Below are 24,801 nucleotides of genomic sequence, written 5' to 3' on the forward strand. Positions count from 1 at the left end.
CACCCACACGCCACCCCACCCGATCACCGCACAGACCGCGCCACCCGGCGCGGGAAGGCACACGCCCAGCCCCCATCCGACGACCCGCCACCACTACCCCGCCACACCCGGCAGGGCCAGCGCCCCGCCCAGCGCCCCCGCCCAGCCGACGGCGCGTCACCGCGTCGGCGCGGGCGGCGGATACCCTCGCGTATGGCCCTCACCGATCTCGACCACCGCGGCAGCCGCGGCCCGCGCAACGCCGTCACCGATGTGGACGGCGTGCGCGTCGGCCACGCCCGCCTCGACGGCGAACTCGCCCTCACCGGGACGACCGTGGTGCTGCCGCCGCCCGGGACCGTCGGCGCCGTGGACGTCATGGGCGGCGGGCCCGGCACCCGGGACACCGACGCGCTCGACCCCCGCAACCTCGCCCCCGCCGTCGACGCCGTCGTCCTCACCGGCGGCAGCGCCTACGGGCTCGCCGCCGCGGACGGCGCCATGGCGTGGCTGGAGGAGCGCGGCCGCGGCGTGCCGATCAGCGACCGGGCCGTGGTGCCGATCGTCCCCGCGGCCGTCGTCTTCGACCTCGGCCGCGGCGGCGACACCGCCGCCCGCCCCGGCCCCGCGCAGGGCCGCGCCGCCATCGCCGCCGCCCACGACTCCGGCGACAACGCCCCCGTCGCCCAGGGCGTCGTCGGCGCCGGCACCGGAACCACCGCCGGCGGCCTCAAGGGCGGCGTCGGCACCGCCAGCACCCTCCTGCCAGACGGCACCGTCGTCGGCGCCCTGGTGGTGCTCAACTCCGCGGGCTCGCCCGTCGATCCGGTCACCGGCCTGCCCTACGGCCTCGTCGCCGCGCTGCCCGCCGCCTCCCCCGAGCACCTCGCCGGCCTCCTGGACGACCCCGAGCCGCCCGAGTTCCCGCTGCGGCTGCCCTCCCCCGCCGTCCGCCGCGCCGCGCTCACCGGCGACCGGCCCCAGGCCCCCGAGACGCTCAACACCACCCTCGGCGTCCTCGCCATCAACGCCACGCTGACCAAGCCGCAGGCGCAGAAGCTCGCCGGCGCCGGAAACCTCGGCATCGCCCGCGCCGTCCGCCCCTCGCACACCCTCGTCGACGGCGAAACCGTCTTCGCCCTCGCCACCGGCCGCAGCGGGCCGCCGGCCGACGTCCCCGCGCTCAACCGCCTGCTCGCCGCGGCCGCCGACACCGTCAGCCGGGCCATCGTGCACGCCCTGCTCGCCGCCGACACCGTCACCACCCCCTGGCGCCGCATCCCCTCCTACCGCGAGCTCTACCTGCCCTGACCCGGCGCGACGCCGTCCGCCGCGTTGGCGTCCATCAGCCACCGGCCCAGCACCGTCGCGCCGTGCAGCACGCCGCGGCCCTCCCGGCGGCTCGCCGCCAGGCCGGCCGCGCGCAGCACCGCCACCTGCTCGGAGGCGCTCGCCGCGCTCACCCCGAGGCGGCGGGCCAGCTCCCCGGTGCCGTGCTCGGACGCCAGCAGCCGGAGCGCCGCCGCCCGGGTGCGGCCCAGCACCGCCGCCAGCGGATCGCCGTCCCCGCCCGGCGCGGGCAGCGCGGGCGCCGCCACCCGCGCCGGGTACGCCAGAATCGTCGGCGCGTCCGGGTTCGCGCCCACCAGCACCGGGCCCGTCCAGTGCCCCACCGGCAGCAGATCCAGCCCGCGCCCGCCCAGGTCCACCTCGCGCGGCCACGGGTACGGCAGCACCAGCACCAGCCCGTCGCCGCCCGCCCAGCGCGCCCCGGGCACCAGCCCCGCCAGCGCCGCGACCAGGCCGTCGGCCGCGATACGGGCCGTCAACCGGGCGCTCTCCGCCCGGTGCTGGGCGGTCAGCGCGGCCCACCGAGGCGCCACGATCGCCGCATGGGCGCTGTCCACGGCCGCGCCCAGCACCCGCCGCGCCGCCCCCGACGTCGGCAGCTCGTGCAGCCAGCCGGGCATCGGCCGGTCGCCGTAGGCGAGCGCCAGCCCGACGCGCACCAGCTCGGCCGGTGCCCGCACCACCTGCTCGATCCCGCTGCCCAGATCCGCGGTGATGGGATCGACGAACGCCGGGCCGCGCACCGGCGACGCCACCACGTCGAGCAAGGGCCGGGCGGCCGCGGGCAGTTCGCGCCGCACCCGCCGGCGCCAGCGCTCCAGCACCAGGTCCCGGTCGGGGCGGCGCAGCAGCATCAGCGCCGTCTTCAGCTCCACCAGCGGGGCCGGCTGCCCCACCACCCGGACCCTCCCCAGATCGGCGGCGCGGAAGTGTAAGCGCAGCACCGCCGGCATCACCAGGTCTTCGGCCACGCCCGAAGTGTAGGACGGCGGGGCCCGGCGAGCGGCAGCCTGAACACCGAACCGGCCGGCCGACGCAGGGGACGGCCGAAGCCGGGCGGGGAGGGATCCGATGAGGACGCCGACGAGAGCGGTCCGAGCGGCGCCGCGCGCCGCTCTCGTCGGCGCGGTGGCGGCGGCGCTCGCGCTGACGGCGGCGCTCGGCGGCTGCGGGGACAGCCGCCCGGCGCCACGCGCCGCCGCCTCCTCGCACTCGGCCCCGACCCCGACCCCGGCCGCCACGGCGAGCGCCACCGCGAGCGCGGCGGCCATCTGCCCCAACCGTTCCGCGCCGCCCCCGCACACCTCGCGGCAGCCGCTGCGCACCGCCGACGGGCTGCGCCTGCAGGCAGTCGAGATGGGCAGCGGCCCGCGCGGCGTCGTCCTCGTCCCCGAGACCGGCGTCCAACTGCTCTGCGGCTGGTGGGAGTTCGCCTCCTACCTCGCCGGGGCGGGCTTCCACGTCCTCCTCTTCGACGTGCGCTGCACCGGCGGCAGCAGTTGCGGCACCACCACGACCAGCAGCCCGGCCACCTCCGACGCCGACATCGCCGCCGCCACCGCCCGGCTGAAGGCCCGCGGCGCGCGCCGCATCGTCCTGCTCGGCGGTTCGACGGGCGGCTCGCAGGCGATCACCGCCGCCGCCCTCGGCAAGGACCCCGCCGTGCGCGCGGTGGCCTCGCTCTCCGCCGACCTGCTGGACGACCCCTCCACCGGCGTCACCGCCGCCGCGCCCAAGCTGCGCGTCCCGCTGCTGATGTCCGTCGCCCCCGGCGACCCCTATGTCACCCTCGCCGACACCCGCAAGGTCCTCGGCCTGGCCGGATCGTCCGACAAGCGCCTGGTCGTCGCCCCCGCCGACGCGGGCCACGGCTGGGACCTGGTGAGCCCGCCGACGGACCGGATCGCCCGGATCGTCACCGCCTTCCTCCGGAGCCACACATGACGCACCGCCGAAGAGGCCGCCGACTGCCCGCCCTGTTCCTCGCGGCCCTGGCCGTCGCCGGAGTCGCCGCACCCGCGAGCGCCGCACCCGCGAGCGCCGCCCCCGCGCCCGCCGTCCCGCTCACCACCATCGGCCGCGGTCCGCGCGTCGTGGTGCTCTCCAACGAGAGCGACGAGGACCTCACCTCCTGGCTCCCGCTCGCCCACGCCCTCGCCGCCCGCGGCTACCGCGCCGTCCTCTGGAACTACACCTCCGGCCCGGACACCACCCTCGAACTCGCCACCGTCCTCGACGAGCTGCGCCCCACCCACGCCCGGCACATCGTGCTGATGGGCGCCTCGGTCGGCGCCAAGACCAGCATCGTCACCGCCGCCCGGCCCAGCGCCACGCCGATCGACGGCGTCGTCTCGCTCTCCGCCGAGGCGCTGCTGCGCCCCGCCTACGACGTCGTCGCCGAGGCCCGCACCCTGCACCACCCGGTGCTGCTGGCCACCTCCGCCCAGGACCCCTACGGCTCCGCCGACACCGCCGCCCGGCTGATGGCCGCCGTCCCCGACCCGGACAAGCGCCTCGTCACCGTTCCGGGCGACGCGCACGGCACCGCCCTCCTCGACCGGCCCGACGGCTGCGCCGTGCTGCCCGCCGTCCTCGACTTCCTCCGCCGCCACCTGCACTGACGTTCCGTCGGCAGCCGCGCGCCGCGGCTACGATCGAGGGCGAAGGATCTCCGTCCACCGGGGGATCTCCGTCCCGAAAGGCGCGCCCATGCACGGCGAGTACAAGATCCCGGGCGGCAAGCTGGTCGTCGCCGACCTCGAGACCGAGGGCGGCCGGCTGCGGAACGTCCGCATCGCGGGCGACTTCTTCCTGGAGCCGGACGACGCCCTGGAGGCGATCAACGCGGCGCTGGAGGGCGCCCCCGCCGACGCCGCGGCCGCCGACCTCACCGCGCGCATCGACGCCGCCCTGCCGCCCGGCACCGCCATGCTCGGCCTCACCACCTCCGGCGTCGCCACCGCCGTGCGCCGCGCCCTCGCCCAGGCCACCGACTGGCGCGACTACGACTGGCAGCTGATCCACGAGGCCCCGCAGCCGCCCGCGCTGCACATGGCCCTCGACGAGGTGATCACCGCCGAGGTCGCCGCCGGCCGCCGCCCGCCCACCCTGCGCGTCTGGGAGTGGGACTCCAACGCCGTGATCATCGGCAGCTTCCAGAGCCTGCGCAACGAGGTCGACGAGGCCGGCGCGCTCCGCAACGACGTCACCGTGGTGCGCCGGATCTCCGGCGGCGGCGCGATGTTCGTCGAGCCGGAGAACACCATCACCTACTCGCTCTCGGTGCCCGACTCGCTCGTCGCCGGCCTCTCCTTCCAGGACTCCTACGCCTACCTCGACGACTGGGTGCTCGCCGCGCTCGGCGACATGGGCATCAAGGCCTGGTACCAGCCGCTCAACGACATCGCCACCGACCAGGGCAAGATCGCGGGCGCCGCGCAGAAGCGGATGGTCGGCACCGCCGGCCGATCCGGCGCCGTCCTGCACCATGTGACGATGAGTTACGACATCGACGCCGACAAGATGACCGACGTGCTGCGCATCGGCCGGGAGAAGCTGTCCGACAAGGGCACCTCCAGCGCGAAGAAGCGCGTCGACCCGCTGCGCCGGCAGACCGGCCTGCCCCGCGCCGAGGTCATCGACCGCATGATCGGCTCCTTCCGCACCCGCTACGGCCTCAGCGCCGGACAGGTCACCGACGAGGAGATGGCCCGCGCCCAGGAGCTGGCGCGCACCAAGTTCTCCACCGAGGAGTGGACCGCCCGGGTGCCCTGAGGCTTCGCCGGCGGGTCCGGCGCCGGCTGTCCGGCGTTCATCGCCTCCTCACCCGAACGGGGAACACCGGCAGGCGTGTCCAGGCAGACCCCGCCGTCCGGTCCGCCCGCGGGCCCAAGGATGGCAGCATGCTGACCGCATCCGCCGCGGCGCGTCCCCTCACCCTGCGCCTCGCCGCCGTGCAGTGGGCGGCGGTGCTCGCCCTCGGCTACGGCCTGCTGCAGGTCCTCGCGCAGGCGCCGGGCCAGGAGATGCCCGACACCGTCCAGTACGCGCGGCTCGCCCTGCACCGCACGGGCACCCCGTGGGCGGCGACGGCCGCGCCGGCGGCCCGTCAGGAGTGCCGCGACCGGATCAACCTGCCGGTGGGCGGACGCTCGGCCGTCCCGCAGACCCTCGTCACGCCGAGCGAGGACCGCGTCGAGGCCTGTGTCCGGCTCTTCGTCCGCGCTGCCGGTTCCGGGACGGGGATAGGGGATCCGCGCTACACCGCGATCTTCGCGGCCCGCCCGCTCTACCCGCTGCTGGCCGCCGGCCCGGTCGCCGTGCTCGGCGTCGCCTGGGGGATGTGGCTGCCCGCGCTGGCCTGCGGGCTGCTCGCCGGGATGCTGGTCTTCGCGCTGCTGCGGACGCTGGGCGCGTCCACCGGCGCGGCGCTCGCCGGGCAGCTGCTCTGCTACGTCCTGCCGGTCGGGTTCTGGGCGCTGCGGCCGATGTCGGAGGGGCCGAGCCTGGCCGCCACGCTCACCGCGCTGCTCGGCGCGGCGCTGACGGTCCGCCAACCCGCCCGGCCGCGGCCGGGCCTGACGCTGCTGGCGGTCGGGACGGCGGCCGGGTTCCTCACCCGCTACTCCACGGCGGTGCTGGTGACCGCCGCGCTCGCCGCCGTCCTGCTGGTGCTCGCCGCGCTGCCCCGCACCCGGACGCGCACGGTGGCCGCGGCCGCGGCGGTGGCCGCGGCGGGCGCGCTCGCCCAGCCCTTCGCGGCCAAGGCGCTGGGCTGGCCGGGGACGGCCGTCACCCTGCAGGACACCTTCACCCGGCACTTCAACCGGCCCGCGGTGGCACACCCGTGGCGGATGCTGCTGGACCTGGAGGGGCAGCTGTGGCCGGACTGGCTGCACAGCATCGGGACGCAGCCGCTGCTGCCGATCGCCGTGCTGGCCGGCGCCGTCGCCCTGTGGCGCACCTCCCGCGCGGCGGCCGCGCTCGTCCTCGCCGTCGCCGCCACCGGCCTCGCCACGGTCGCCGCCCACCCGGTGATGACCGAGGCCGACCGCCTCGTCTCCCCGCTGTGGCTCGCCGCGGTGATCGGCCTGCCGCTGTGGCTGCCCCGCACACCCCGCGCATGACCGGCGAACGCGGCGCCAAGCCCGCTCAGAGCGGCACCTCGACCACCCGGGTCCCCACCCGCTCGGCCTCCGCGCCGCCGCCCGTCGTCTCCGCCAACCACGCGGCGAACGCGGGCTCCTCGCCGTCCGGCACCCCGACCTCGAAGCGGACCCCCGCGCCGTAGCCGACGCCCAGCAGCTCGAAGCGCGACCCCCGCAGCTCGTTCTCCAGCCGCCCCGCCCCGGCATGGCCGGACTCCACGGCGAAGACGCCGACGTCCCGCAGCTCCACCACCCCCACCGCGTCCACCGCCTCGGCGACCGCGCCGCCGTACGCCCGCACCAGGCCCCCGGCGCCCAGCCTGGTGCCGCCGAACCAGCGCGTCACCACCGCGACCACGTCCGTCAGCTCGCGCCGCCGCAGCACCTCCAGCATCGGCACCCCGGCCGTGCCGGACGGCTCGCCGTCGTCGTTCGACCGCTCCACATCCGACCAGCGGCCCAGCACGAACGCCGAGCAGTTGTGCGAGGCGTTCCAGTACTGCTTCTTCCGCTCCGCGACGAACGCCCGCGCCTGCTCCTCCGTGCCGACGCGCCGCAGCGCGCACAGGAACCGCGACTTCTTGACCTCTGTCTCGTGCTCGCCGTCGGCCCTGATGGTGCGCAAGAACCCGCCTACGCCACGTCGAGGTCGACGACGACCGGCGCATGGTCGGAGGCGCCCTTGCCCTTGCGCTCCTCGCGGTCGACATACGCGTCCGACACCGCGCCGGCGAACGCCGGGTTGCCGTACACCAGGTCGATCCGCATGCCCTTGTTCTTCGGGAAGCCCAGCTCGCGGTAGTCCCAGTAGGTGTAGGGGCGGTCGTACTTGAGCGGGCGCGGCACCACATCGGCGAGCCCGGCGTCGCGCAGCGCGGCCAGCGCCTTGCGCTCCGGCTCCGTCACATGGGTGCTGCCCTCGAAGACCGCGGGATCCCACACGTCCTCGTCCGTCGGCGCCACGTTGTAGTCGCCCAGCACCGCGAACGGCACCGAACCGGTGCCCTCCGCCTCGACCGTGCGGCGCAGCGCCTCGAACCACTCCAGCTTGTAGGCGTAGTGCGGGTGGCCCACCTCGCGGCCGTTGGGGACGTAGACCGACCACAGCCGCACCCCGCCGCAGGTGGCGCCGACCGCACGGGGCTCGACGACGCCCTCGTACTCCGGCTGGCCCGGCAGATCGCGCACCACATCGGCGAGCCCGACCCTCGACAGCAGCGCGACGCCGTTCCAGCGGCCGGTGCCGTGCGCCGCCACCTCGTAGCCGAGCGCCCCGACCTCCGCGGCCGGGAACGCCTCGGTCGTCGTCTTAAGCTCCTGCAGGCACAGCACGTCGGGACGGCTGCCCTCCAGCCAGGCCAGCAGCCGGGGCAGTCGCGCCGTCACCGAGTTCACGTTCCAGGTCGCCACTCGCATGCCCCGAGCCTATCGGGAGGGACCGACATCCGATCGCCGGAGCACGGCCGCCATAATGGTGAGCTGTGGCAACCAATGACGTACCCGTAGAGATCGGCACCTATCTGGCCATCGGCGACAGCTTCAGCGAGGGCCTCAACGACCGGGCCCCCGGCGGCGGTTTCGCCGGCTGGGCCGACCGCCTCGCCGAGCACCTGGACGCGGCCCGCCCGGACGGCGCGCCGCCGCTGCGCTACGGCAACACCGCCGTGCGCGGCAAGCTGCTCGGCCAGATCGTCCGCGACCAGGTCCCGATCGCGGAGCGGTTCGCGCCCGATCTGGTGACGATCGCCGGCGGCGGGAACGACATCCTCCGACCGGGCGCCGACCCGGACGCCCTCGCCGAGCTCTTCGAGCAGGGCGTGCGGCGGATGTCCCGCACCAGCCATGTGCTGCTCTTCACCGGGTTCGACACCCGCAACTCGCCGCTGCTGAACCTGCTGCGCGGCAAGGTCGCCGCCTACAACATGCACCTGCGGGCGATCGCCGACCGCAACGGCTGCTCGGTGGTCGACCTGTGGTCGATGCGGGCGCTGCACGACCGCCGCGCCTGGAGCGAGGACCGCCTCCACCTGGCCCCGGAGGGCCACCGGCGGGTGGCGCTGCGGGCCGCGCAGGTGCTGGGCGCCAAGGCGGACGGCGACCCGGAGGAGCCGTGGCCCGCGCAGCGGCCGAAGCCGGCCGGGGTGCGCCGCCGCGAGAACATCGACTGGGCGCGGACTCACCTCGTGCCGTGGATCGGCCGCCGCCTCAAGGGCACCTCCTCCGGCGACACCGTCCTCCCTAAGCGCCCGGAGATGACGCCCCTTCGGTGACCGCGGCCTCCACCCCCTCGGGCGGCGAGGCCGTCCGGGCGGGGTGCCGGGGCGAAGGGGCGGCAAGGGCGAGCACCGGGACCGCGAGCGCCAGGACGCCCGCGCCCACCCCGTACCAGAGCGTCACCCCGGTCAGCCCCACCGACGGCACCGCCGCCCCCGCCCCCACCGCCGGCGCCGCGAACGCGGCATAGCTGAGCATGTACATCGTGGCGAGCAGCGACGCCCGCTCCCCCGCCCCCGCCCGCGCGGTGATCGTCCGCAGCGCCCCCAGGAAGCCCGCGCCGAACCCGAAGCCGGCCACCACCGTCCCCAGGAAGAACAGCGGGACGGCCCCCGTCTCCACCCCGGCCAGCGTCACCGCGAGCCCGGCGGCGAGCGTCACCGCACCCCCGCCCATCACCGTGCGGGCCGGGCGCCCCGAGGCCCCCGCCGCGGCCGCCGCGCCCGCGAAGGTCAGCGCCGCCACCACGAGCCCGCCCACCAGATGGTTCGTCAGGTGCAGCACCCCGGCCGCGATCGACGGCCCCAGCGAGAGGTAGAACCCGCCGACCGCCCAGACCGCGACCAGCGCCGGCGCGGCCGTCCAGAACGCCCGGCGCGCCGACGCGGGGACGCCCGCCCGCGGCGCCAGCGAGGCGAGCGCGCCGGGCCGCCGCGGGGAGGTCTCCGGTATCCCGGCCACCACCACCGCGGCGATCAGGAAGACGGCCGCCAGCAGCGCGTAGACCAGCACCGTCGGCGCGGGCGCGTACTGCACCAGCAGCCCCGCTCCGACCGCCCCGACGCCCAGGCCGAGCGTCGGCGCCGATCCGTTGACGAGGCCCGCGAGATGCGGCCGGGCGGCCGGCTGGTGGTCGATGAGCGAGGCGGCCAGCGCGCTGGTCGCCGCCCCGGTGGCAAGGCCCTGGAGCGCGCGGGCGGCGTAGAGCCAGCCGACGTTGTCGGCGGCGATGAACAGGCCCATCGCGACGGCCTCGGCGAGCAGCGCGCCGATCAGCACGGGCCGCCGGCCGATGTGGTCGGAGAGCGCGCCGACGGTGAGCAGCGCGACGAGCAGGGCGACGGCGTAGACGCCGAAGACCGCGGTGAGGGTGATCTCGGAGAAGCCCCAGCGGGCCTGGTAGACGACGTAGAGCGGGGACGGGGCGCCGGCCGCCGCCATCAGGGCGGTGAGCACGGCGCCGACCACCCAGAAGGCGGCGGTGCGCGGCAGGACGGGCATGCGTGGGACTCCTCCCGTGTTAAAGCAATCGACTTCGCTTTTGGAAGCTAGCACCGCGCCAACCCAAAAGCAATCATCTTTGCTTTAAGGCTCGGGCTACCCTGGCTCCATGACCGCCACCCAGCCCGCCACCCGCCCCGGGGGCCGCAGCGCCCGGGTCCGCGAGGCCGTGTTCAAGGCGGCCCAGGAACTCGCCGCCGAGCAGGGCACGGAGAAGCTGACGCTGCCGTGCGTCGCCACCCGGGCCGGCGTCAACCCGACGACCCTCTACCGCCGTTGGGGCAGCATGGCCGGGCTGCTCGCCGACATCGCGGCGACCCGCATCCGCCACACCGAGGTCCCGGACACCGGCAGCCTCGCCGGCGACCTCGGCGCGTTCGCCGAGGCCGTCCTTCAGGATCTGCGGCAGCCGGGGGGGATCGCCATCCTGAGCATCGAGGTCGACTCCGACCTGCGCGCCCGCCGCGACGGCCTGCGGCGCTGCCGCGAGCTGCGCACCAGCCAGCTGGAGCAGATCCTCGACCAGGAGCGCCGCCGCAACGGCGGCGCCGAGCCCGGGCTGACGGTCGAACGCATCAACGACCGGCTCGTCGCCCCGCTCTACTACCGCGTCCTGCACGACATCCCCGGCGCCGACGCCGCCTACGCGCGCGGCCTGGCGGCCGAACTCACCGACTGACGCGCCGCCGGACCGCCGTACGCCCCGCGGCTACCGCCGGATCAGCTCTCCGCCGTCCGCGTGCAGCACCTCGCCGGTGATGTAGCCGGCCTCCGCCGACGCCAGGAAGACCACCGTCCCGGCGATCTCGTCCGGCACTCCGACCCGGCCGACCAGCGTGCGCCCCGCGCGCCGCGTCACCTCGGCCTCCGTCAGCCGCTCGCCGAAGAACTCCGTCCCCGCCACCGTCCCCGGCGCCACGATGTTCGCGGTGATCCCGGACGGGCCCAGCTGCGCCGCCAGATGGCGGTTCCAGGCGTGCAGCGCCGCCTTCGCCGCGCCGTACGAGCCGGCCCCGCGCACCGCCGCCGAGGAGGAGAGCGTCACCACCCGCCCGCCGTCCGCCGCCAGCCGGTCCCGCAGCGCCTCGGTGAGCAGCACGGTGGTGAGCACATTGCGCTCGAAGTCGCTGCGCCAGCGCGCCGCCGTCCCGCTCAGGCCCGTGCCCGACGCCGCCGTCTCGCGGCTGCCGGCGTTGTTGACCAGCACGTCGATCCGCTCGGGCATCCCGGCGACCAGCGCCTCGACCGCGTCCGGGTCGGCCAGGTCGCAGACCATCGGACGGATCGCGGGACCCAGTTCCTTCGCGGCGCGCTCCAGCACGTCGCGGCGGCGCCCGATGACCAGGACCGCGTCCCCGGCCTCCGCGAACCGGGCGGCCACGGCCCGGCCGATGCCGGTCCCGCCGCCCGTGACGACGACATTCCTGCTCATCCCCGACCGATCCCCTTGCGGAACTCCACTGCGGCACCGCCCGGATGACGGCCCGCCAGCAGGACGGTACGCGATGCCCTCCGGCCGCCGGACGGCGGGGGTGGGAGCGGCCCGCGGCACCGCTCCGGACCCCGTCGAGAGCCGACGAGAGCTAACTCACACGTTCGGGACGTAACCGTTCGGGGTGGTTCGAGACTCTTACCGGGTGAAGGTTGTCTCCGGGTTCCGGCGGACCGGGAGACGCACGACGGCCGGGGCGGGCAGTGCTCCGTCAGCCATGAGCGGCCTCCGGCAGGCTCTGCCCGACCCCGACCGTCAAGTCGTACGAGTCGTGCCCGCGGTGCGGGTCGCGGTCAGCGCGACTCGAGCGCGACGTAGTCGCGGATCTCGGTGCCCGTGTAGATCTGCCGCGGGCGGCCGATCCGGTTGCTCGGGTCCTTGATCATCTCGCGCCAGTGGGCGATCCAGCCCGGCAGCCGGCCGAGGGCGAAGAGCACCGTGAACATCTCGGTGGGGAAGCCCATGGCCCGGTAGATGATGCCGGTGTAGAAGTCCACGTTCGGGTAGAGCTTGCGCGAGACGAAGTAGTCGTCGCTGAGCGCGTGCTCCTCCAGTTTGAGCGCGATCTCCAGCAGCGGGTCGTTGCCCTTGCCCAGCTTGGCGAGGACGTCGTGCGCGGCCTGCTTGATGATCTTCGCGCGGGGGTCGAAGTTCTTGTAGACCCGGTGCCCGAAGCCCATCAGGCGGACGCCGCTGGTCTTGTCCTTGACCTCGCGGATGAACTTGTCGACGTCGCCGCCGTCGGCCTGGATGGCCTCCAGCATCTCCAGCACCGCCGAGTTGGCGCCGCCGTGCAGGGGGCCCCAGAGCGCGTTGATGCCGGCCGAGATCGAGGCGAAGAGGTTCGCCTGCGAGGAGCCGACCAGCCGCACCGTGGAGGTGGAGCAGTTCTGCTCGTGGTCCGCGTGCAGGATGAAGAGCTTGTCCAGCGCGTCGGCCACCACCGGGTCGACGTCGTAGTCCTCCGGCGGGACGGCGAACGTCATCCGCAGGAAGTTCTCGACGAGGCCCAGGTTGTTGTCCGGGTACAGGAACGGCTGCCCGAGCGCCTTCTTGTGCGCGTACGCGGCGATCGTGGGCAGCTTGGCCAGGAGCCTTATGGTCGAGAGGTTGACCTGGCGGTCGTCGAACGGGTTGTGGCTGTCCTGGTAGAACGTCGACAGCGCGCTGACCACGGAGGACAGCATCGCCATCGGGTGGGCGTCCTTGGGGAAGCCGTCGTAGAAGCGCTTGACGTCCTCGTGCAGCAGAGTGTGGCGGGCGATCTCGCCCTTGAACTCCTCCAGCTGCTGGGCCGTCGGGAGCTCACCGTTGATGAGCAGGTACGAGACCTCGAGATAGGTCGACTTCTCGGCCAGCTGCTCGATGGGGTATCCGCGGTAGCGCAGGATGCCCTTCTCACCGTCGAGGAACGTGATCGCCGACTGGTACGCCGCGGTATTGCCGAAGCCGCTGTCGAGCGTGACCAGACCGGTCTGACCACGCAGCTTGGCGATGTCGAAGCCGCGGTCGCCCGCGGTCCCCTCGATCACCGGGAACTCGTAGTCGCCGCCCTCGTACCGGAGCACCACCTTGTTGTCGCTCACGTCATCCCTCACCGAAGAACCTGCAGCTCGGCCGTCCAGGGAGGTCTCCCTGCCGCGCTGTCTCCATTGACTTTGATGTCTACCTTCCCCCACCCGGACGTGCATGACGCACGCGGGGTGCGATAAGTCCGAAGGCGCTCGACCAGGGACGCCTGGCCCGCAGTGCCATAGGCGGACATTCGGAGCGTAAGGACGGCAGTCGGGCGGCCAAGCGTGCAATTCAGGCCTTGACTACCCTTCAGCCCTCTATGAAAACACGGATCCCGGGTGAGCGATGTCACTGCGTGCCAATTCATTCGGACGCGTCGCCACGGCCCCGGTCAGACGGGCCGCGAGCGCGGTGTGCCGGCGCCCCGCGGAGACCGTCCGCACCGCCTGCCCGATCGCCTTGCGGGAGCCGACCAGCACCACCAGCCGCTTGGCGCGCGTCACCGCCGTGTAGAGCAGATTGCGCTGCAGCATCATCCAGGCGCTGGTCGTCACGGGGATCACCACGCAGGGGTACTCGCTGCCCTGGGAGCGGTGGATGGTCACCGCATAGGCGTGCGCCAGCTCGTCCAGCTCGTCGAAGGCGTACGGCACCTCCTCGTCCTCGTCGGTGAGCACCATGAGCGTCTGCGCCTCGGGGTCGAGGGCGGTGACGATCCCGACGGTGCCGTTGAAGACGCCGTTCCGGCCCTTGTCGTAGTTGTTGCGGATCTGCGTCACCTTGTCGCCGACCCGGAAGGTGCGGCCGCCGAAGCGCTTCTCCGGCAGGCCCTCCCGGGCCGGTGTCACCGCGCCCTGCAGCAGGGTGTTGAGGTTGCCGGCGCCGGCCGGGCCGCGGTGCATCGGCGCCAGCACCTGGACGTCCCGCCGCGGGTCGAGCCCGAACCGGGCGGGGATGCGGCGGGCCACCACGTCCACGGTGAGCGAGGCGGCCTCCTCGGCCTCCTCCGCCACGAAGAGGAAGAAGTCGTCGAGGCCCTGGAGCACCGGCGGCTCGCCGCGGTTGATGCGGTGCGCGTTGGTGACCACGCCGGACTGCTGGGCCTGCCGGAAGATCCGCGTCAGCCGGACGCTCGGCACCGGCCCGCCCTCCTCCAGAAGATCGCGCAGCACCTCCCCGGCGCCCACCGACGGCAGCTGGTCGACATCCCCCACAAAGAGCAGGTGAGCGCCCGGCGGCACCGCCTTGACCAGCTTGTTGGCGAGGATCAGGTCGAGCATCGAGGCCTCGTCGACGACCACCAGATCGGCGTCGAGCGGCCGCTCCCGGTCGTAGGCGGCGTCCCCGCCGGGCTTCAGCTCCAGCAGCCGGTGGACGGTGGAGGCCTCGCAGCCGGTCAGCTCGGCGAGCCGCTTGGCGGCCCGCCCGGTGGGCGCGGCGAGCACCACCTTGGCGTGCTTGGCGCGGGCCAGCGCGATCACCGAGGAGACGGTGAAGCTCTTGCCGCAGCCGGGGCCGCCGGTGAGCACCGCGACCTTCTCCGCGAGCGCCAGCCGGACGGCCGCCTCCTGCTCGGCGGCGAGCTCGGCGCCGGTGCGGCGCCGCAGCCACTCCATCGCGGCCGCCCAGCCCCCGTCGTCCCCGGCGACGGCGGTGAGCGCCGGCAGCCGGTCCTCCTCGGCCCGCAGCAGCCGCCGGACCTGGCCGGCGAGCGACAGCTCGGCGCGGTGGAAGGGCACCAGGAAGATCGCCTGCACCTCCTCGCCCGGGGCCTCCCCCGGCACCCTCTCGCGCACCACCCCCTCCTCGGCGACCAGTTCCGCGAGGCACTCGATGACCAGGCCGGTGTCGACGGCGAGCAGCTTCACCGTGTCGGCGATCAGCCGCTCCTCGGGCAGATAGCAGTGCCCCTGGTCGGACGACTCCGAAAGGGCGTACTGCAGACCGGCCTTGACGCGGTCCGGGCTGTCGTGCGGGATGCCGACCGCCTGGGCGATCCGGTCGGCCGTCAGGAAGCCGATGCCCCACACATCGGCGGCGAGCCGGTAGGGCTGGTTCTTCACCACGCCGATGGAGCCGTCGCCGTAGTTCTTGTAGATGCGCACCGCGAGGGAGGTGGAGACGCCGACCGTCTGGAGGAAGACCATCACCTCCTTGATGGCCTTCTGCTCCTCCCAGGCCGCGGCGATCAGCTTGGTGCGCTTCGGGCCGAGCTTGGGCACCTCGATCAGCCGCTTCGGATCGGACTCGATCACCTCCAGGGTGTCGATGCCGAAGTGCCCGACGATCCGCTCGGCGAGCTTCGGGCCGATGCCCTTGATCAGCCCCGAGCCGAGGTAGCGCTGGATGCCCTGCACGGTGGCCGGCAGCACGGTGGTGTAGTTCTCCACGGTGAACTGCCGCCCGTACTGCGGGTGCGAGCCCCACCGGCCCTCCAGCCGCAGCGACTCCCCCACCTGCGCGCCGAGCAGCGCGCCCACCACGGTGAGCAGTTCGCCACCGCCGCGGCCGCCGTCCTTCCAGTTCGACGGGGCGAGGCGCGCGACCGTCCAGCCGTTCTCCTCGTTGGCGTAGGTGATGCGCTCCAGGACGCCCTCGACCACGGGGAGGGGCCGGGGCTGCTCGTGCGCCTGCCGGGGTGGTGCCGCCATGCCGCGAACATACCGCCCGGCTCCGACGCCCCGGCCGGATTCCCCTTCTGCCTGTGGACAACCCGCGCTAGTCTTCGAGGAGTCCTTTGACAAAGTCAACGGAATCCTTGAGGAGATCAACGATGAATGCCGCCGACCCCCGCTCCGTGGCCCGCATCCGCGACTTCAATCGGTACTGGACGCGCACCATCGGAGTCCTCGACGAGGGCCATCTGCACACCCCCTACAACCTCAGTGAATGCCGCGTGCTCTACGAGATCGCCGCGGCCGGGAGCGACATCGGGACGACCGTGCTGCGGGAGGCGCTCGGGCTCGACGCCGGCCAACTCAGCCGCATCCTCGCCCGGTTCGAGCGGGAGAAGCTCGTCACCCGCGGCCCCGACCCGGACGACGGCCGCCGGCAGACCGTCCGCCTCACCGCCGCCGGGCGCCGCCTCCAGGACCACCACGACGCCCTCGCCGACGCGGCCAACGCGGAGCTCCTGGACCGCATCCCCGAGCGGGAGCGGCCGGAGGTGCTGGCCGCGATGGACGTCATCCGCACCGCGCTCGACCCCTCCGCGGCGGCGGGCGCGCTGGTCATCCGCCCGCCGCGGCCCGGCGACCTCGGCTGGACGGTGCAGGCCAACGCGGCCGTCTACCACGACCAGTTCGGCTGGAACGACGACTACGAGGCGCTGGTCGCCCGGATCGTCGCCGACTACGCCGCGGACCACCATCCCCGGCGGGAGGCGTGCTGGATCGCCGAGCTGGACGGCCGCAACGTCGGCTGCGTGTTCTGCGTGGGCGACCACGGCGATCCGACCGGGACGACGGCGCGGCTGCGCCTCCTGCTGGTCGCGCCGGAGGCGCGGGGGCACGGGGTGGGGCGGCGGCTGGTCGAGGAGTGCGTGCGGTTCGCGCGGGACGCGGACTACACGGAGATGGTGCTGTGGACCAACTCGGTGCTGGGCTCCGCCCGACGCATCTACCAGGCGATCGGCTTTCGGCTGGAGGCGGAGGAGCCGCACGTCAGCTTCGGCAAGCAGTTGGTCGGCCAGACGTGGCGGCTCAAGCTCCGCTGAACCTTCGCGGTCCGCGGGGTGCCGGGTTCGCCGCCCCTTGGCCCCGGCACCCCACCCGCCCGGCGTCGCCGGGCGCGGACCGCAGCCCCTACGCCGCGACTCCCTCCGACTCGCCGATGAACGCCCGCCACAGGCGGGCATAGCGGCCGCCGCGGGCCACCAGCTCGCCGTGCGTGCCGTCCTCGACGACCCGGCCGCGGTGCATGACGACCACCCGGTCGGCCCGCGCCGCCGTCGTCAGCCGGTGCGCGATCACCAGCGTCGTCCGCTTCCCCGACAGCCGGTCCGTCGCCCGGATCACCTCCGCCTCCGACGCCAGGTCCAGCGCCGCCGTCGCCTCGTCCAGCAGCAGGATGTCCGGATCCACCAACTCGGCGCGCGCCAGCGCGATCAGCTGGCGCTGACCGGCCGACAGGTTCCGCCCGCGCTCGGACACCTCGTGGAGGTAGCCGCCGCTGAGCGTCGCCACCATCTCGTGCGCGCCCACCCGCTTGGCGGCCGACTCCACCTCCGCGTCCGACGCTCCGGGGCGGCCGTAGGCGATCGCGTCCCGCACCGTGCCCGGGAAGAGGTACGCCTCCTGCGGCACCACGCCCAGCCGGTGCCGGTAGGCCGCCAGCCCGAACTCCCGCAGGTCGGTGCCGTCCGCGCGCACCGCGCCGTCCGTGACGTCGTAGAACCGCGCCACCAGCTTCACCAGCGTCGACTTGCCGGCGCCGGTCTCGCCGACGAACGCCACCGTCTGGCCCGCCGGGATGTGCAGCAGGACGTCCGACAGCGCCTCCTTGCCCTTCGCCTCGCCGGAGTCCGACGCGTCGTCGGGATCGGCCTCGTCCAGCGCCGCGACGCCCTCCGGGTCGATCGAGTCGGCGTTGTAGGCGAAGTGGACGTCGTCGAAGCGGACGTCCCCGGTCAACCGCTCGACCGGCTTGGGGTGCTCCGCCTCCGGCGTCGTCGTCGGGGTGCGCAGCAGCTCGCGGATGCGGGTGAGGCCCACCACCGCCTGCTGGTAGCCGTCGAAGACCTGGGACAGCTGCTGGATCGGGCTGAAGAACAGCTCGATGTAGAGCAGGTAGGCCACCAGCTCGCCGGCCGACAGGCTGTGCGACTCCACCCGCCCGGCACCCACCGCCAGCACCAGCGCCGCGGCCACCGTCGACAGGAACTGCCCGAACGGGAAGTAGACCGCGATGTACTGCTGCGCCTTGACCCGCGCGTCCAGGTAGCGCCGCGACAGCCCGGTGAACCGGGTCTCGTTGCGGTTCTCCCGGCGGAAGGCCTGCACCAGCCGCATCCCGGCGACGTTCTCCTGGAGGTCGGCGTTGACCACCGCGACCCGCTCACGGGCCGTCAGGTACGCCTTCGCCGACTTGGAGCGGAAGATCAGCGTGCCGACGATGAGGATCGGCAGCACGGTGAAGACCGTCAGCGCCAGCTGGACGTCGATGATCAGCAGCGCGATCAGGATGCCGAAGAACGTCAGCACCGCGACCACGCCGTTGACGAGCCCGGTCTGCAGGAACGAGGAGAGCGCGTCCACGTCCGTGGTCATCCGCGTCATGATGCGGCCGCTCAGCTCGCGCTCGTAGTAGTCCAGCCCGAGCCGCTGCAGGTGCGCGAACTCCTTGACGCGTAGCGTGTAGAGGATCCGCTCGCCGGTGCGGCCCGTCACCCGGGTCATGCCGATCTGGACGAACCAGTCGGCCAGCACCACGCCCAGGCCCACCGCGGCCGCCGCGAAGAGCGCGCCGAGCGCGTTCTTCAGCACGCCGGAGTCGATGCCGTGCCGGATCAGCACCGGCAGCACCAGCGAGGCTCCCGCGTCCAGGCACACCAGCAGTAGGCCCAGCAGCAGCATCAACCGGAACGGGCGCAGCAGCGCGCCCAGCGTGAAGTGCGGCGCGGGCCTGCGCGCCTCCTCCAGCGGCACCTCGGGGCGGTCGGTCGCCGGGGGCAGCGCCTCCACCGCCGCCAGCAGCTCCGGCGTCGGCGGCAGGCCGCCGATCCCGCCGTGCATGCCGCCGCCGACCCGGCCGCCCGCGGCCATCGCCGCCCGGCCCGCCGCGGCCGCCGCCCGCGCGTCGTTGCCGCGCAGCTCGGCGGGCCACAGCTCCGGGGTGATGCCGCGCTGCTCCTCGTCCTCCGCCCAGCGCTCGCCGTCCGGTTGCTCCCGGTCGGCCGCGCAGGCCTTCGCCATCGGGTCGAACGCGCCCGAGCCGGGGACGCCGCAGCCGTAGGCGTCCTCCGCCGGCAGGTGCGGCAGCGCCTCCAGCTCCTCCAGGGACTGCTCCTCGTCGACCGCCTCGGCCGCCGACTCCACGTCGTTGAGGGCGTCCGGGTCGGTGAGCAGCCGGCGGTAGAGCGCACTGCGCGCCACCAGCTCCTCGTGGGTGCCCAGCTCGGCGAGGCGGCCGGCGTCCAGCACCGCGATCCGGTCGGCGAGCTGGAGGGTGGAGCGGCGGTGCGCGATCAGCAGCGTGGTGCGGCCGCGCATCACCCGGTGCAGCGCGTCGTGGATGCGCGACTCGACGCGGGCGTCCACCGCCGAGGTCGCGTCGTCCATGATCAGCAGCCGGGGGTCGGAGAGGATCGCGCGGGCCAGCGCCACGCGCTGCCGCTGCCCGCCCGACAGCGTCAGCCCCTGCTCGCCGACCCGGGTCCGGTAGCCGTCCGGCAGGGCGGTGATGAAGCCGTGCGCCTGGGCGGCCTTCGCCGCCTCGACGATCTCCTCCTCGGAGGCATCGGGCCGGCCGAAGGCGATGTTCTCCTTGACGCTCACCGAGAACAGGAAGCTGTCCTCGGGCACCAGGCCGATCGCCGCGCGCAGCGAGTCCATTGTCAGGTCGCGCACGTCGTGGCCGTGGATGCGCACCGCGCCGCCGGTGACGTCGTAGAAGCGCGGCACCAGGTTGGCCACGGTGGTCTTGCCGCAGCCGGACGAGCCGACCAGCGCCACCGTCTCGCCCGGGCGGATCCTCAGGTTGAAGCCGTCCAGCACCGGGCGGGACTCGCCGTCCTTGCCGTAGCCGAAGACGACATTGTCGAACTCCAGTGCCGGGACAGCGTTGTCGGGGCTCCTGCGGCGCCGGTCCTCGCCGCCGCCGGCGAGGGGCCGCGGGTCGGCGCCGAACTCCAGCTCCGCAAGGTCCAGCTCCTCCGCGTCCGGCTTCTCGGTCATCACCGGGCGGGTGTCGATCACCTCGAAGACCCGCTCCACACCGGCCCGCGCCTGCTGGCCCATCGTCAGCAGGTTGGTGAGCATCCGCACCGGCCCGACCATCTGCGCCACATAGGTGGAGAAGGCGACGAAGGTGCCCAGCGTGATCTCGCCGTGCGCGGCGAGCACACCGCCCGCCGCCAGCATCGCGATCTGGCCCAGCGCCGGCAGCATCTGCATCGTCGGCCCGAAGCGCGAGTTGAGCCGGACGCCGCGCAGCCGCGCCGCGAACAGCTCGGAGGAGGCGGCCTCCAGCCGCTGCCGCTCCTGCTCCTCCTGGCCGAAGCCCTTGACCACGCGGACGCCGGTGACGGCGCCGTCCACCACGCCGGCGACGTTGGCCGCCTGCTGCTGGGCGTACCAGGTGGCGGGGAAGAGCCGCCGGCGGCTGCGCAGCGCCACCCACCACAGCAGCGGCACGATGGCGAGGACGATCAGCGACAGCTGGATCGACAACGAAATCATGATGACCAGCGAGACGATGAACATCAGCACGTTGCCGGTCATCACCGGGATCATCGACAGCAGGCCCTGCACCAGTTGCAGGTCGGAGGTGGCCCTGCCGACCACCTGGCCCGTCTCCAGCCGGTCCTGGCCGGGCCCGTCCAGCTTCGACAGCGAGCGGAACATCGCCACCCGCAGCTCGTGCTGCACGTCCACGGCCAGCCGGCCGCCGTAGTAGCGCCGGATGTAGGTGGTGACGAAGACCCCGGCGGCCGCGATGATCAGGAGGATCGCCCACGGCGTCAGCGACTTCTCGTGCTTGACGATCACGTCGTCGATGATCAGCCGCGGGAGCAGGGGTATCAGCGCGCTGATCGTCATGCCGATCAGCGAGGCGCCGAAGGAGAGCAGGACGAACTTCCTGAATCTCCAGCAGTACCCCGCGAGCCGCTTGATCCAGCCCCTGGCCTCCCCCTGCACCCCTGTGGCGCCCCCGTTCCCCCCGGTGTCCCCGTTGCCCCCGACCGCCGTCGAACCTGCCGTCCCACTCGACGCTGTCCCTGTGTCCACGCCTTCGATCCGCCTCACCCACGGCCCTTGCGGGCCAGGTCGCCGATTGCTCTCACTCAGACATTCCCGTGCTGTCCTACCCCCTCTTCGCCGGAAAAGCCACCGCATAGAGTGTCCACCACATCGCCGACATCGGCCCACGAGCGGGCGAACCAGGCATAACTCTCGGCCCCCGGCGACGACCGTGCCCAGCCCGTGATCCGCGGAGCCGACCGGTCCACCCCCGCAATGAGCCACAATGAGCCCATGCGCGGAACGACGCCCCGCCCCGCACCCGCCACCACGGCCGGCACCGCCCCGGCCGCGGCCCGCGCGGCATGAGCGCACGCGCCCGCGCGCAGGCCCGCGCCGCCCTCGTCAAACACCTCCTGTGGGCCCGGATAGCGGGCGAGGTCGCCACCCCCCGCGAGAACAACCTCCACCACCTCAAGGCACTCGCCGACGGAGACCCCTACTACCACTTCGGGCTCGATCTCGACGGCCGCTGGAGCGACTCCGACACCGTCCTGGAGATGATGGCCGAACGCTGCGGCATCTCCGACGACCCCGAGCACACCCACGGCCAGGACACCATCGACCCCGAGCTGACGGTCAATGCGCTCGACCGGGTCGCCGCCCGCCTCAAGCAGGCCGCCGAGGGCCGCCAGCGGGTCCTCCTCGCCACCGGCCACCCGGCCGGGCTGATGCCCCTCCACCAGGCCGTCGGACGCGCCCTGCGGCGCGCCGGCTGCGAGCTCGCCATCCCCCCGGACGGCATCCTCACCACCGAGGGCGAGGTCCGCCACCTCGACGGCGTCGTGGTGCTGCACCGCGGCGGCAACCTGATGCACACCCATTCGCCCGTGCCCATGCAGCGCATCCTCGACGTGATGCAGATGGACGACCGGCTCCCCGACCTCGTCCACGCCGACCACGGCTGGGCCGGCTGCTCGGGCCAGCGCGGGATCGAGACGGTCGGCTACGCCGACTGCAACGACCCCGCGCTCTTCGTCGGCGAGGCGGACGGCCGCCTGCTGGCGACCGTCCCCCTCGACGACAACGTCCCCCCGCACCGCTACCAGCCGGTCATCGACTACCTGCTGACGGCGGCCGGGCTGGAGGCGGACGCCCCCATCGAGCCGCCGCACCTCAACGGCCGGCGCCGGCGCAAGTAGCGGCGGCTACTCCGGAGCCGGGCTCCCCGGGCAGCTGACGTCCCCATCGGGCAGCGTCCCCGACAGCAGGTAGCGGTCCACGTACCCGTCCACGCAGGCGTTGCCGTTCTCGAACTGCCCGTGGTCGCCGCCGCCCGCCACCGTCACCAACCGCGAGCCGCGCAGCGCCCGGTGGGTCCTGAGCGCACCCGCGTACGGGGTGGCCGGGTCGCCCGTCGAGTTGAGCATCAGCACCGGCGGGAAGCCCTCGCCCGTCACCGTCAGCCGCGGACCGGATCCGGCGCTCGGCAGGCTCGCGCAGGTCGCCCCGTAGAGCAGCGCCCGCGCGCCGACGAGCGGATGGCGCGCCGACTCGGTGCTCTGAAGCCGCTTCCAGTACCCCAGGTCCTTGGTCCACGGGGTGTCGTTGCAGGCCACCGCGAAGAACTCGGCGTTGAAGGAGGTGTTCGGGTCGCTGCCGAAGACCTGCGCGACGGTCGCCTGCTCGTCGGCGCTCGCCGTCGGCCAGTGGCCGAGCGCCGCCATCGCCTGCGCCAGCACGGGGAACGCGGCGGCCCGGTAGATGGCGCCCGACGTCCCCATGTCCAGCTGGTTCGGGCCGACCGCGACCGACGCCCCCGGGACGGCGAGCGGATGCGCGGCGAGCGCCGCCCGCTCCTTCTCGTAGCCGGCGCGGACCGCCGCCGGGGTCGCGCCCAGGTGATAGGTGCTGTCGTGGGCGGCCGCCCACGGCACGAAGTCCTCGTCGAACCGCCGCTGGAAGGCGGCCGGCTGACGCAGCATGAACGCCTGCATGGTGTCGTCGACGGCGAGGTTGCTGTCGAGGACGACCGCGTTGACGGAGTGCGGGAACTCGGTGGCGTAGTAGGCGCCCAGCCAGGTGGCGTAGGAGACGCCGTAGTAGGAGACCGTGCGGACCTTCAGCAGGTTGCGGAAGAGGTCCATGTCGTGCGCGGTCTGGTCGGAGTTGATGTAGCGGACGAGGCCGCCGTCGGCGTGCGCGCACCCCTGCGCGAACTCCCGGGCCCCCGCGATCACCTGACGCTCGGCGGCCGGGGAGTCGTCCCGCAGGTCATGGGTGAACTGGTCGTTCACGGCGCTCTGCGGCGCGCAGTCGAGCGGCGAACTGCCGGGCTCGCCGCGTTGGTTGAAGCTGACGATCTCGAACCGGCGGGCGAGCGCGGGGTCGGAGGACGCCATCCCGGCCGGCCGCAGCAGGCCCTGCCCGCCGGGCCCGCCGGCCGCCATCATCAGCACCGGCTTTCCGGCGTCGCCCGCCGTCCGGGAGACGGCGACGCTCAGGGTGTGCCCGTCCGCCGGATGGTGCCAGTCCCGAGGCACCGTCATCTCCGCACACTGCAGCGACGCTTGCGAGGGACAGGCCGTCCAGCTCAGCGTCTGCCCGGCAAACCGCGCTGGCACCGAGGCCGAGGTGGACGCGGATGCCGACGCGGAGGTCGACGGGGCGGCCAGCAAGGCCCCTGCTGCCACCCCGGCCACCACCGCTGCCCCCGCAACCCGCCCGACCCGGGAAGTCATCGTTTTCACCATGCCCATGATCATGCCGAGCCCTCCAGGACGCGCACGATCCGGCTACCCGCCGTCCGAGTGGTAGGGCCAGCTCCACCCCGGACCCGCTAATTTCGTCGAACATCCGACCCGACTGTCACCCACAAGCCTGCACTCCTGCTCTTCGACTGCCCAACTACCTGACTAGCTCAGTACCTTGGTCGCGTGCCCAGTGCTAGCCACCAACAGACTCACGACATCTTCAAGCTCGACCCCGGCCTCATCGTCCGCGTCCTGCGTGACTGCTTCGGCCTGACCATCCCGAACGTCCAGCAGATCACCGAAGTCGACACCGATCACAGCACAAAGGTGACGGTCCGCCAGTCCGACACCGTCCTGCGCCTGACGACGGACGAAGGCGACCTCATCACCGTCATCGAACCGCAAGGCGCCAAGGACAACGCCAAGCCGGCCTCCTGGTGCTGGTACGTGGCGAAGCTCCACAACAAGTACGAGCGCTGCCGGGTCGAGCTCCTGGTCGTATGCCATGACGAGAACGCGGCGAACTGGGCGTCAAAGCCCATAGGCGTCCGCGGGCTGACCGGCCGTTGGGTCATGCCGGTTCGCCCCCTCGTGTTGGGCCCGGACAACACGCCGCGCATCCTGGACCCGGCTACGGCCTCGCAGGACCCGCATATGGCCGTCCTGTCCGCCCTCAATCATCGCCGGGACCGGAACATCACTGACATACTGGACGCCTTGGGCGGTGGCCTTCGCAAGCTGGAGGACAGCGACCTCGCCGACCAGATCGCCGAGTTTCTCGAGGACGGCCTGGGCATCAGCTCGGCCGGCGAACACTGGAGGAAGATCATGGACACCTGGGAAGTCCGCTGGACCTCCAAGTCTGCCCAGGAGCGCTGGCGGAGAGCCGAGGCCCAGGGCCAAGCCATGGGCAAGGCTGAGGGCAAGGCCGAGGGCAAGGCCGAGGAGCGTGCCGAGATGGTGCTCCGCATCCTCGGCCATCGCGAGATCTCGATCACTCAGGAGCAGTTCGATCGCATCCTCGCCTGTCGCGATCTCAAGCAGCTGGACCGCTGGGCGGACGAGGCCCTGGATGCCCGCGACATCGACGACTTGAGCTGACAACGCGAAGAAGCCCCCGACCTTTTCAGGTCGGGGGCTTCTCTCAATAAAAGTCCGGCGGCGTCCTACTC

General features: G+C 73.5%; 19 protein-coding genes. 10 read left to right on the top strand and 9 right to left on the bottom strand.

All coding sequences use genetic code 11. From position 1 onward, the window contains the following. Nucleotides 1-192: 192 nt before the first annotated feature. On the top strand, nucleotides 193-1,290 hold the full coding sequence (locus BIV57_RS10905) for a P1 family peptidase (protein WP_071656528.1): 1,098 nt from the start codon (nucleotides 193-195) through the stop codon (nucleotides 1,288-1,290). On the opposite strand, the gene BIV57_RS10910 is transcribed toward BIV57_RS10905, so the two are convergent. Continuing rightward, nucleotides 1,278-2,300 (bottom strand): ArsR/SmtB family transcription factor, encoded by a 1,023-nt coding sequence (locus BIV57_RS10910; RefSeq protein ID WP_139275588.1) that lies wholly within the window; start codon nucleotides 2,298-2,300, stop codon nucleotides 1,278-1,280. The genes BIV57_RS10905 and BIV57_RS10910 overlap by 13 nt on opposite strands. Before the next feature lie 100 nt (nucleotides 2,301-2,400). Here BIV57_RS10910 and BIV57_RS10915 point away from each other — a divergent pair, with 100 nt between their 5' ends. From BIV57_RS10915 to BIV57_RS10930, 4 genes are all read left to right on the top strand, one after another. Continuing rightward, a complete protein-coding gene (locus BIV57_RS10915; RefSeq protein ID WP_107409539.1) occupies nucleotides 2,401-3,273 on the top strand; it encodes an alpha/beta hydrolase in 873 nt (290 codons plus the stop codon). Next, complete coding sequence (locus tag BIV57_RS10920; protein WP_071656530.1) at nucleotides 3,270-3,950, top strand: alpha/beta hydrolase; 681 nt, start codon at nucleotides 3,270-3,272, stop codon at nucleotides 3,948-3,950. The genes BIV57_RS10915 and BIV57_RS10920 overlap by 4 nt, the downstream gene beginning before the upstream one ends. 88 nt (nucleotides 3,951-4,038) lie before the next feature. Continuing rightward, complete coding sequence (locus BIV57_RS10925; protein ID WP_071656531.1) at nucleotides 4,039-5,103, top strand: lipoate-protein ligase LplAB; 1,065 nt, start codon at nucleotides 4,039-4,041, stop codon at nucleotides 5,101-5,103. 128 nt (nucleotides 5,104-5,231) lie between these two features. Beyond that, the gene (locus tag BIV57_RS10930) at nucleotides 5,232-6,455 is read left to right on the top strand and encodes a glycosyltransferase family 39 protein (RefSeq protein ID WP_071656532.1); all 1,224 of its coding nucleotides are present in this window, start codon (nucleotides 5,232-5,234) and stop codon (nucleotides 6,453-6,455) included. A gap of 25 nt (nucleotides 6,456-6,480) precedes the next feature. Here the strand turns inward: BIV57_RS10930 and BIV57_RS10935 are convergent, their stop codons facing one another. After that, nucleotides 6,481-7,101, bottom strand: a complete 621-nt coding sequence (locus BIV57_RS10935) for a YigZ family protein (RefSeq protein WP_071656533.1) — start codon at nucleotides 7,099-7,101, stop codon at nucleotides 6,481-6,483. An 8-nt stretch (nucleotides 7,102-7,109) separates the two neighbouring features. Further along, complete coding sequence (locus BIV57_RS10940; protein ID WP_071656534.1) at nucleotides 7,110-7,892, bottom strand: exodeoxyribonuclease III; 783 nt, start codon at nucleotides 7,890-7,892, stop codon at nucleotides 7,110-7,112. 65 nt (nucleotides 7,893-7,957) lie between these two features. Between BIV57_RS10940 and BIV57_RS10945 the strand changes: the two genes are divergently transcribed. Further along, the gene (locus BIV57_RS10945; protein ID WP_245797548.1) at nucleotides 7,958-8,746 is read left to right on the top strand and encodes an SGNH/GDSL hydrolase family protein; all 789 of its coding nucleotides are present in this window, start codon (nucleotides 7,958-7,960) and stop codon (nucleotides 8,744-8,746) included. Here BIV57_RS10945 and BIV57_RS10950 read toward each other — a convergent pair. Beyond that, nucleotides 8,715-9,971, bottom strand: coding sequence for an MFS transporter (locus BIV57_RS10950; protein WP_071656535.1), 1,257 nt, complete (start codon nucleotides 9,969-9,971; stop codon nucleotides 8,715-8,717). The two genes, BIV57_RS10945 and BIV57_RS10950, sit on opposite strands and share 32 nt — an antisense overlap. A 109-nt stretch (nucleotides 9,972-10,080) precedes the next feature. On the opposite strand from BIV57_RS10950, the gene BIV57_RS10955 reads away from it, so the two are divergent. After that, nucleotides 10,081-10,650: a TetR/AcrR family transcriptional regulator gene (locus BIV57_RS10955; protein WP_071656536.1), complete on the top strand. Its 570-nt coding sequence runs from the start codon at nucleotides 10,081-10,083 to the stop codon at nucleotides 10,648-10,650. A gap of 30 nt (nucleotides 10,651-10,680) precedes the next feature. On the opposite strand, the gene BIV57_RS10960 is transcribed toward BIV57_RS10955, so the two are convergent. The 3 genes from BIV57_RS10960 to recD2 all read right to left on the bottom strand — a co-directional run bounded on the left by BIV57_RS10960 (nucleotide 10,681) and on the right by recD2 (nucleotide 15,629). Beyond that, the gene (locus BIV57_RS10960; RefSeq protein WP_071656537.1) at nucleotides 10,681-11,403 is read right to left on the bottom strand and encodes an SDR family NAD(P)-dependent oxidoreductase; all 723 of its coding nucleotides are present in this window, start codon (nucleotides 11,401-11,403) and stop codon (nucleotides 10,681-10,683) included. A 353-nt stretch (nucleotides 11,404-11,756) separates the two neighbouring features. Further along, nucleotides 11,757-13,049, bottom strand: coding sequence for a citrate synthase (locus BIV57_RS10965; RefSeq protein WP_071656538.1), 1,293 nt, complete (start codon nucleotides 13,047-13,049; stop codon nucleotides 11,757-11,759). A gap of 246 nt (nucleotides 13,050-13,295) precedes the next feature. Next, a complete protein-coding gene (gene recD2 / locus BIV57_RS10970; RefSeq protein ID WP_071656539.1) occupies nucleotides 13,296-15,629 on the bottom strand; it encodes an SF1B family DNA helicase RecD2 in 2,334 nt (777 codons plus the stop codon). A 122-nt stretch (nucleotides 15,630-15,751) separates the two neighbouring features. On the opposite strand from recD2, the gene BIV57_RS10975 reads away from it, so the two are divergent. Further along, nucleotides 15,752-16,693 (top strand): bifunctional helix-turn-helix transcriptional regulator/GNAT family N-acetyltransferase, encoded by a 942-nt coding sequence (locus tag BIV57_RS10975; protein WP_071656540.1) that lies wholly within the window; start codon nucleotides 15,752-15,754, stop codon nucleotides 16,691-16,693. 88 nt (nucleotides 16,694-16,781) lie between these two features. On the opposite strand, the gene BIV57_RS10980 is transcribed toward BIV57_RS10975, so the two are convergent. Beyond that, the gene (locus BIV57_RS10980; RefSeq protein ID WP_071656541.1) at nucleotides 16,782-20,834 is read right to left on the bottom strand and encodes an ABC transporter ATP-binding protein; all 4,053 of its coding nucleotides are present in this window, start codon (nucleotides 20,832-20,834) and stop codon (nucleotides 16,782-16,784) included. Nucleotides 20,835-21,241: 407 nt separating this feature from the next. Here BIV57_RS10980 and BIV57_RS10985 point away from each other — a divergent pair, with 407 nt between their 5' ends. Then, on the top strand, nucleotides 21,242-22,078 hold the full coding sequence (locus BIV57_RS10985; RefSeq protein WP_071656542.1) for a phosphatase: 837 nt from the start codon (nucleotides 21,242-21,244) through the stop codon (nucleotides 22,076-22,078). A gap of 6 nt (nucleotides 22,079-22,084) precedes the next feature. On the opposite strand, the gene BIV57_RS10990 is transcribed toward BIV57_RS10985, so the two are convergent. After that, the gene (locus tag BIV57_RS10990; protein WP_245797550.1) at nucleotides 22,085-23,425 is read right to left on the bottom strand and encodes an alpha/beta hydrolase; all 1,341 of its coding nucleotides are present in this window, start codon (nucleotides 23,423-23,425) and stop codon (nucleotides 22,085-22,087) included. A 387-nt stretch (nucleotides 23,426-23,812) separates the two neighbouring features. Here BIV57_RS10990 and BIV57_RS10995 point away from each other — a divergent pair, with 387 nt between their 5' ends. Next, on the top strand, nucleotides 23,813-24,730 hold the full coding sequence (locus tag BIV57_RS10995; RefSeq protein ID WP_071656544.1) for an RpnC/YadD family protein: 918 nt from the start codon (nucleotides 23,813-23,815) through the stop codon (nucleotides 24,728-24,730). Nucleotides 24,731-24,801 lie beyond the last annotated feature (71 nt).

It is taken from the genome of Mangrovactinospora gilvigrisea (assembly GCF_001879105.1).
Lineage (GTDB): Bacteria > Actinomycetota > Actinomycetes > Streptomycetales > Streptomycetaceae > Mangrovactinospora > Mangrovactinospora gilvigrisea.

Coding starts and splice junctions, on each gene's coding strand:
- BIV57_RS10960 (WP_071656537.1), bottom strand. CDS start 11,403: ATGAGCAGGAATGTCGTCGTCACGGGCGGCGGGACCGGCATCGGCCGG.
- BIV57_RS10920 (WP_071656530.1), top strand. CDS start 3,270: ATGACGCACCGCCGAAGAGGCCGCCGACTGCCCGCCCTGTTCCTCGCG.
- BIV57_RS10985 (WP_071656542.1), top strand. CDS start 21,242: ATGAGCGCACGCGCCCGCGCGCAGGCCCGCGCCGCCCTCGTCAAACAC.
- BIV57_RS10915 (WP_107409539.1), top strand. CDS start 2,401: ATGAGGACGCCGACGAGAGCGGTCCGAGCGGCGCCGCGCGCCGCTCTC.
- BIV57_RS10955 (WP_071656536.1), top strand. CDS start 10,081: ATGACCGCCACCCAGCCCGCCACCCGCCCCGGGGGCCGCAGCGCCCGG.
- BIV57_RS10950 (WP_071656535.1), bottom strand. CDS start 9,971: ATGCCCGTCCTGCCGCGCACCGCCGCCTTCTGGGTGGTCGGCGCCGTG.
- BIV57_RS10990 (WP_245797550.1), bottom strand. CDS start 23,425: ATGACGGTGCCTCGGGACTGGCACCATCCGGCGGACGGGCACACCCTG.
- BIV57_RS10905 (WP_071656528.1), top strand. CDS start 193: ATGGCCCTCACCGATCTCGACCACCGCGGCAGCCGCGGCCCGCGCAAC.
- BIV57_RS10925 (WP_071656531.1), top strand. CDS start 4,039: ATGCACGGCGAGTACAAGATCCCGGGCGGCAAGCTGGTCGTCGCCGAC.
- BIV57_RS10940 (WP_071656534.1), bottom strand. CDS start 7,892: ATGCGAGTGGCGACCTGGAACGTGAACTCGGTGACGGCGCGACTGCCC.
- BIV57_RS10930 (WP_071656532.1), top strand. CDS start 5,232: ATGCTGACCGCATCCGCCGCGGCGCGTCCCCTCACCCTGCGCCTCGCC.
- BIV57_RS10975 (WP_071656540.1), top strand. CDS start 15,752: ATGAATGCCGCCGACCCCCGCTCCGTGGCCCGCATCCGCGACTTCAAT.
- recD2 (WP_071656539.1), bottom strand. CDS start 15,629: ATGGCGGCACCACCCCGGCAGGCGCACGAGCAGCCCCGGCCCCTCCCC.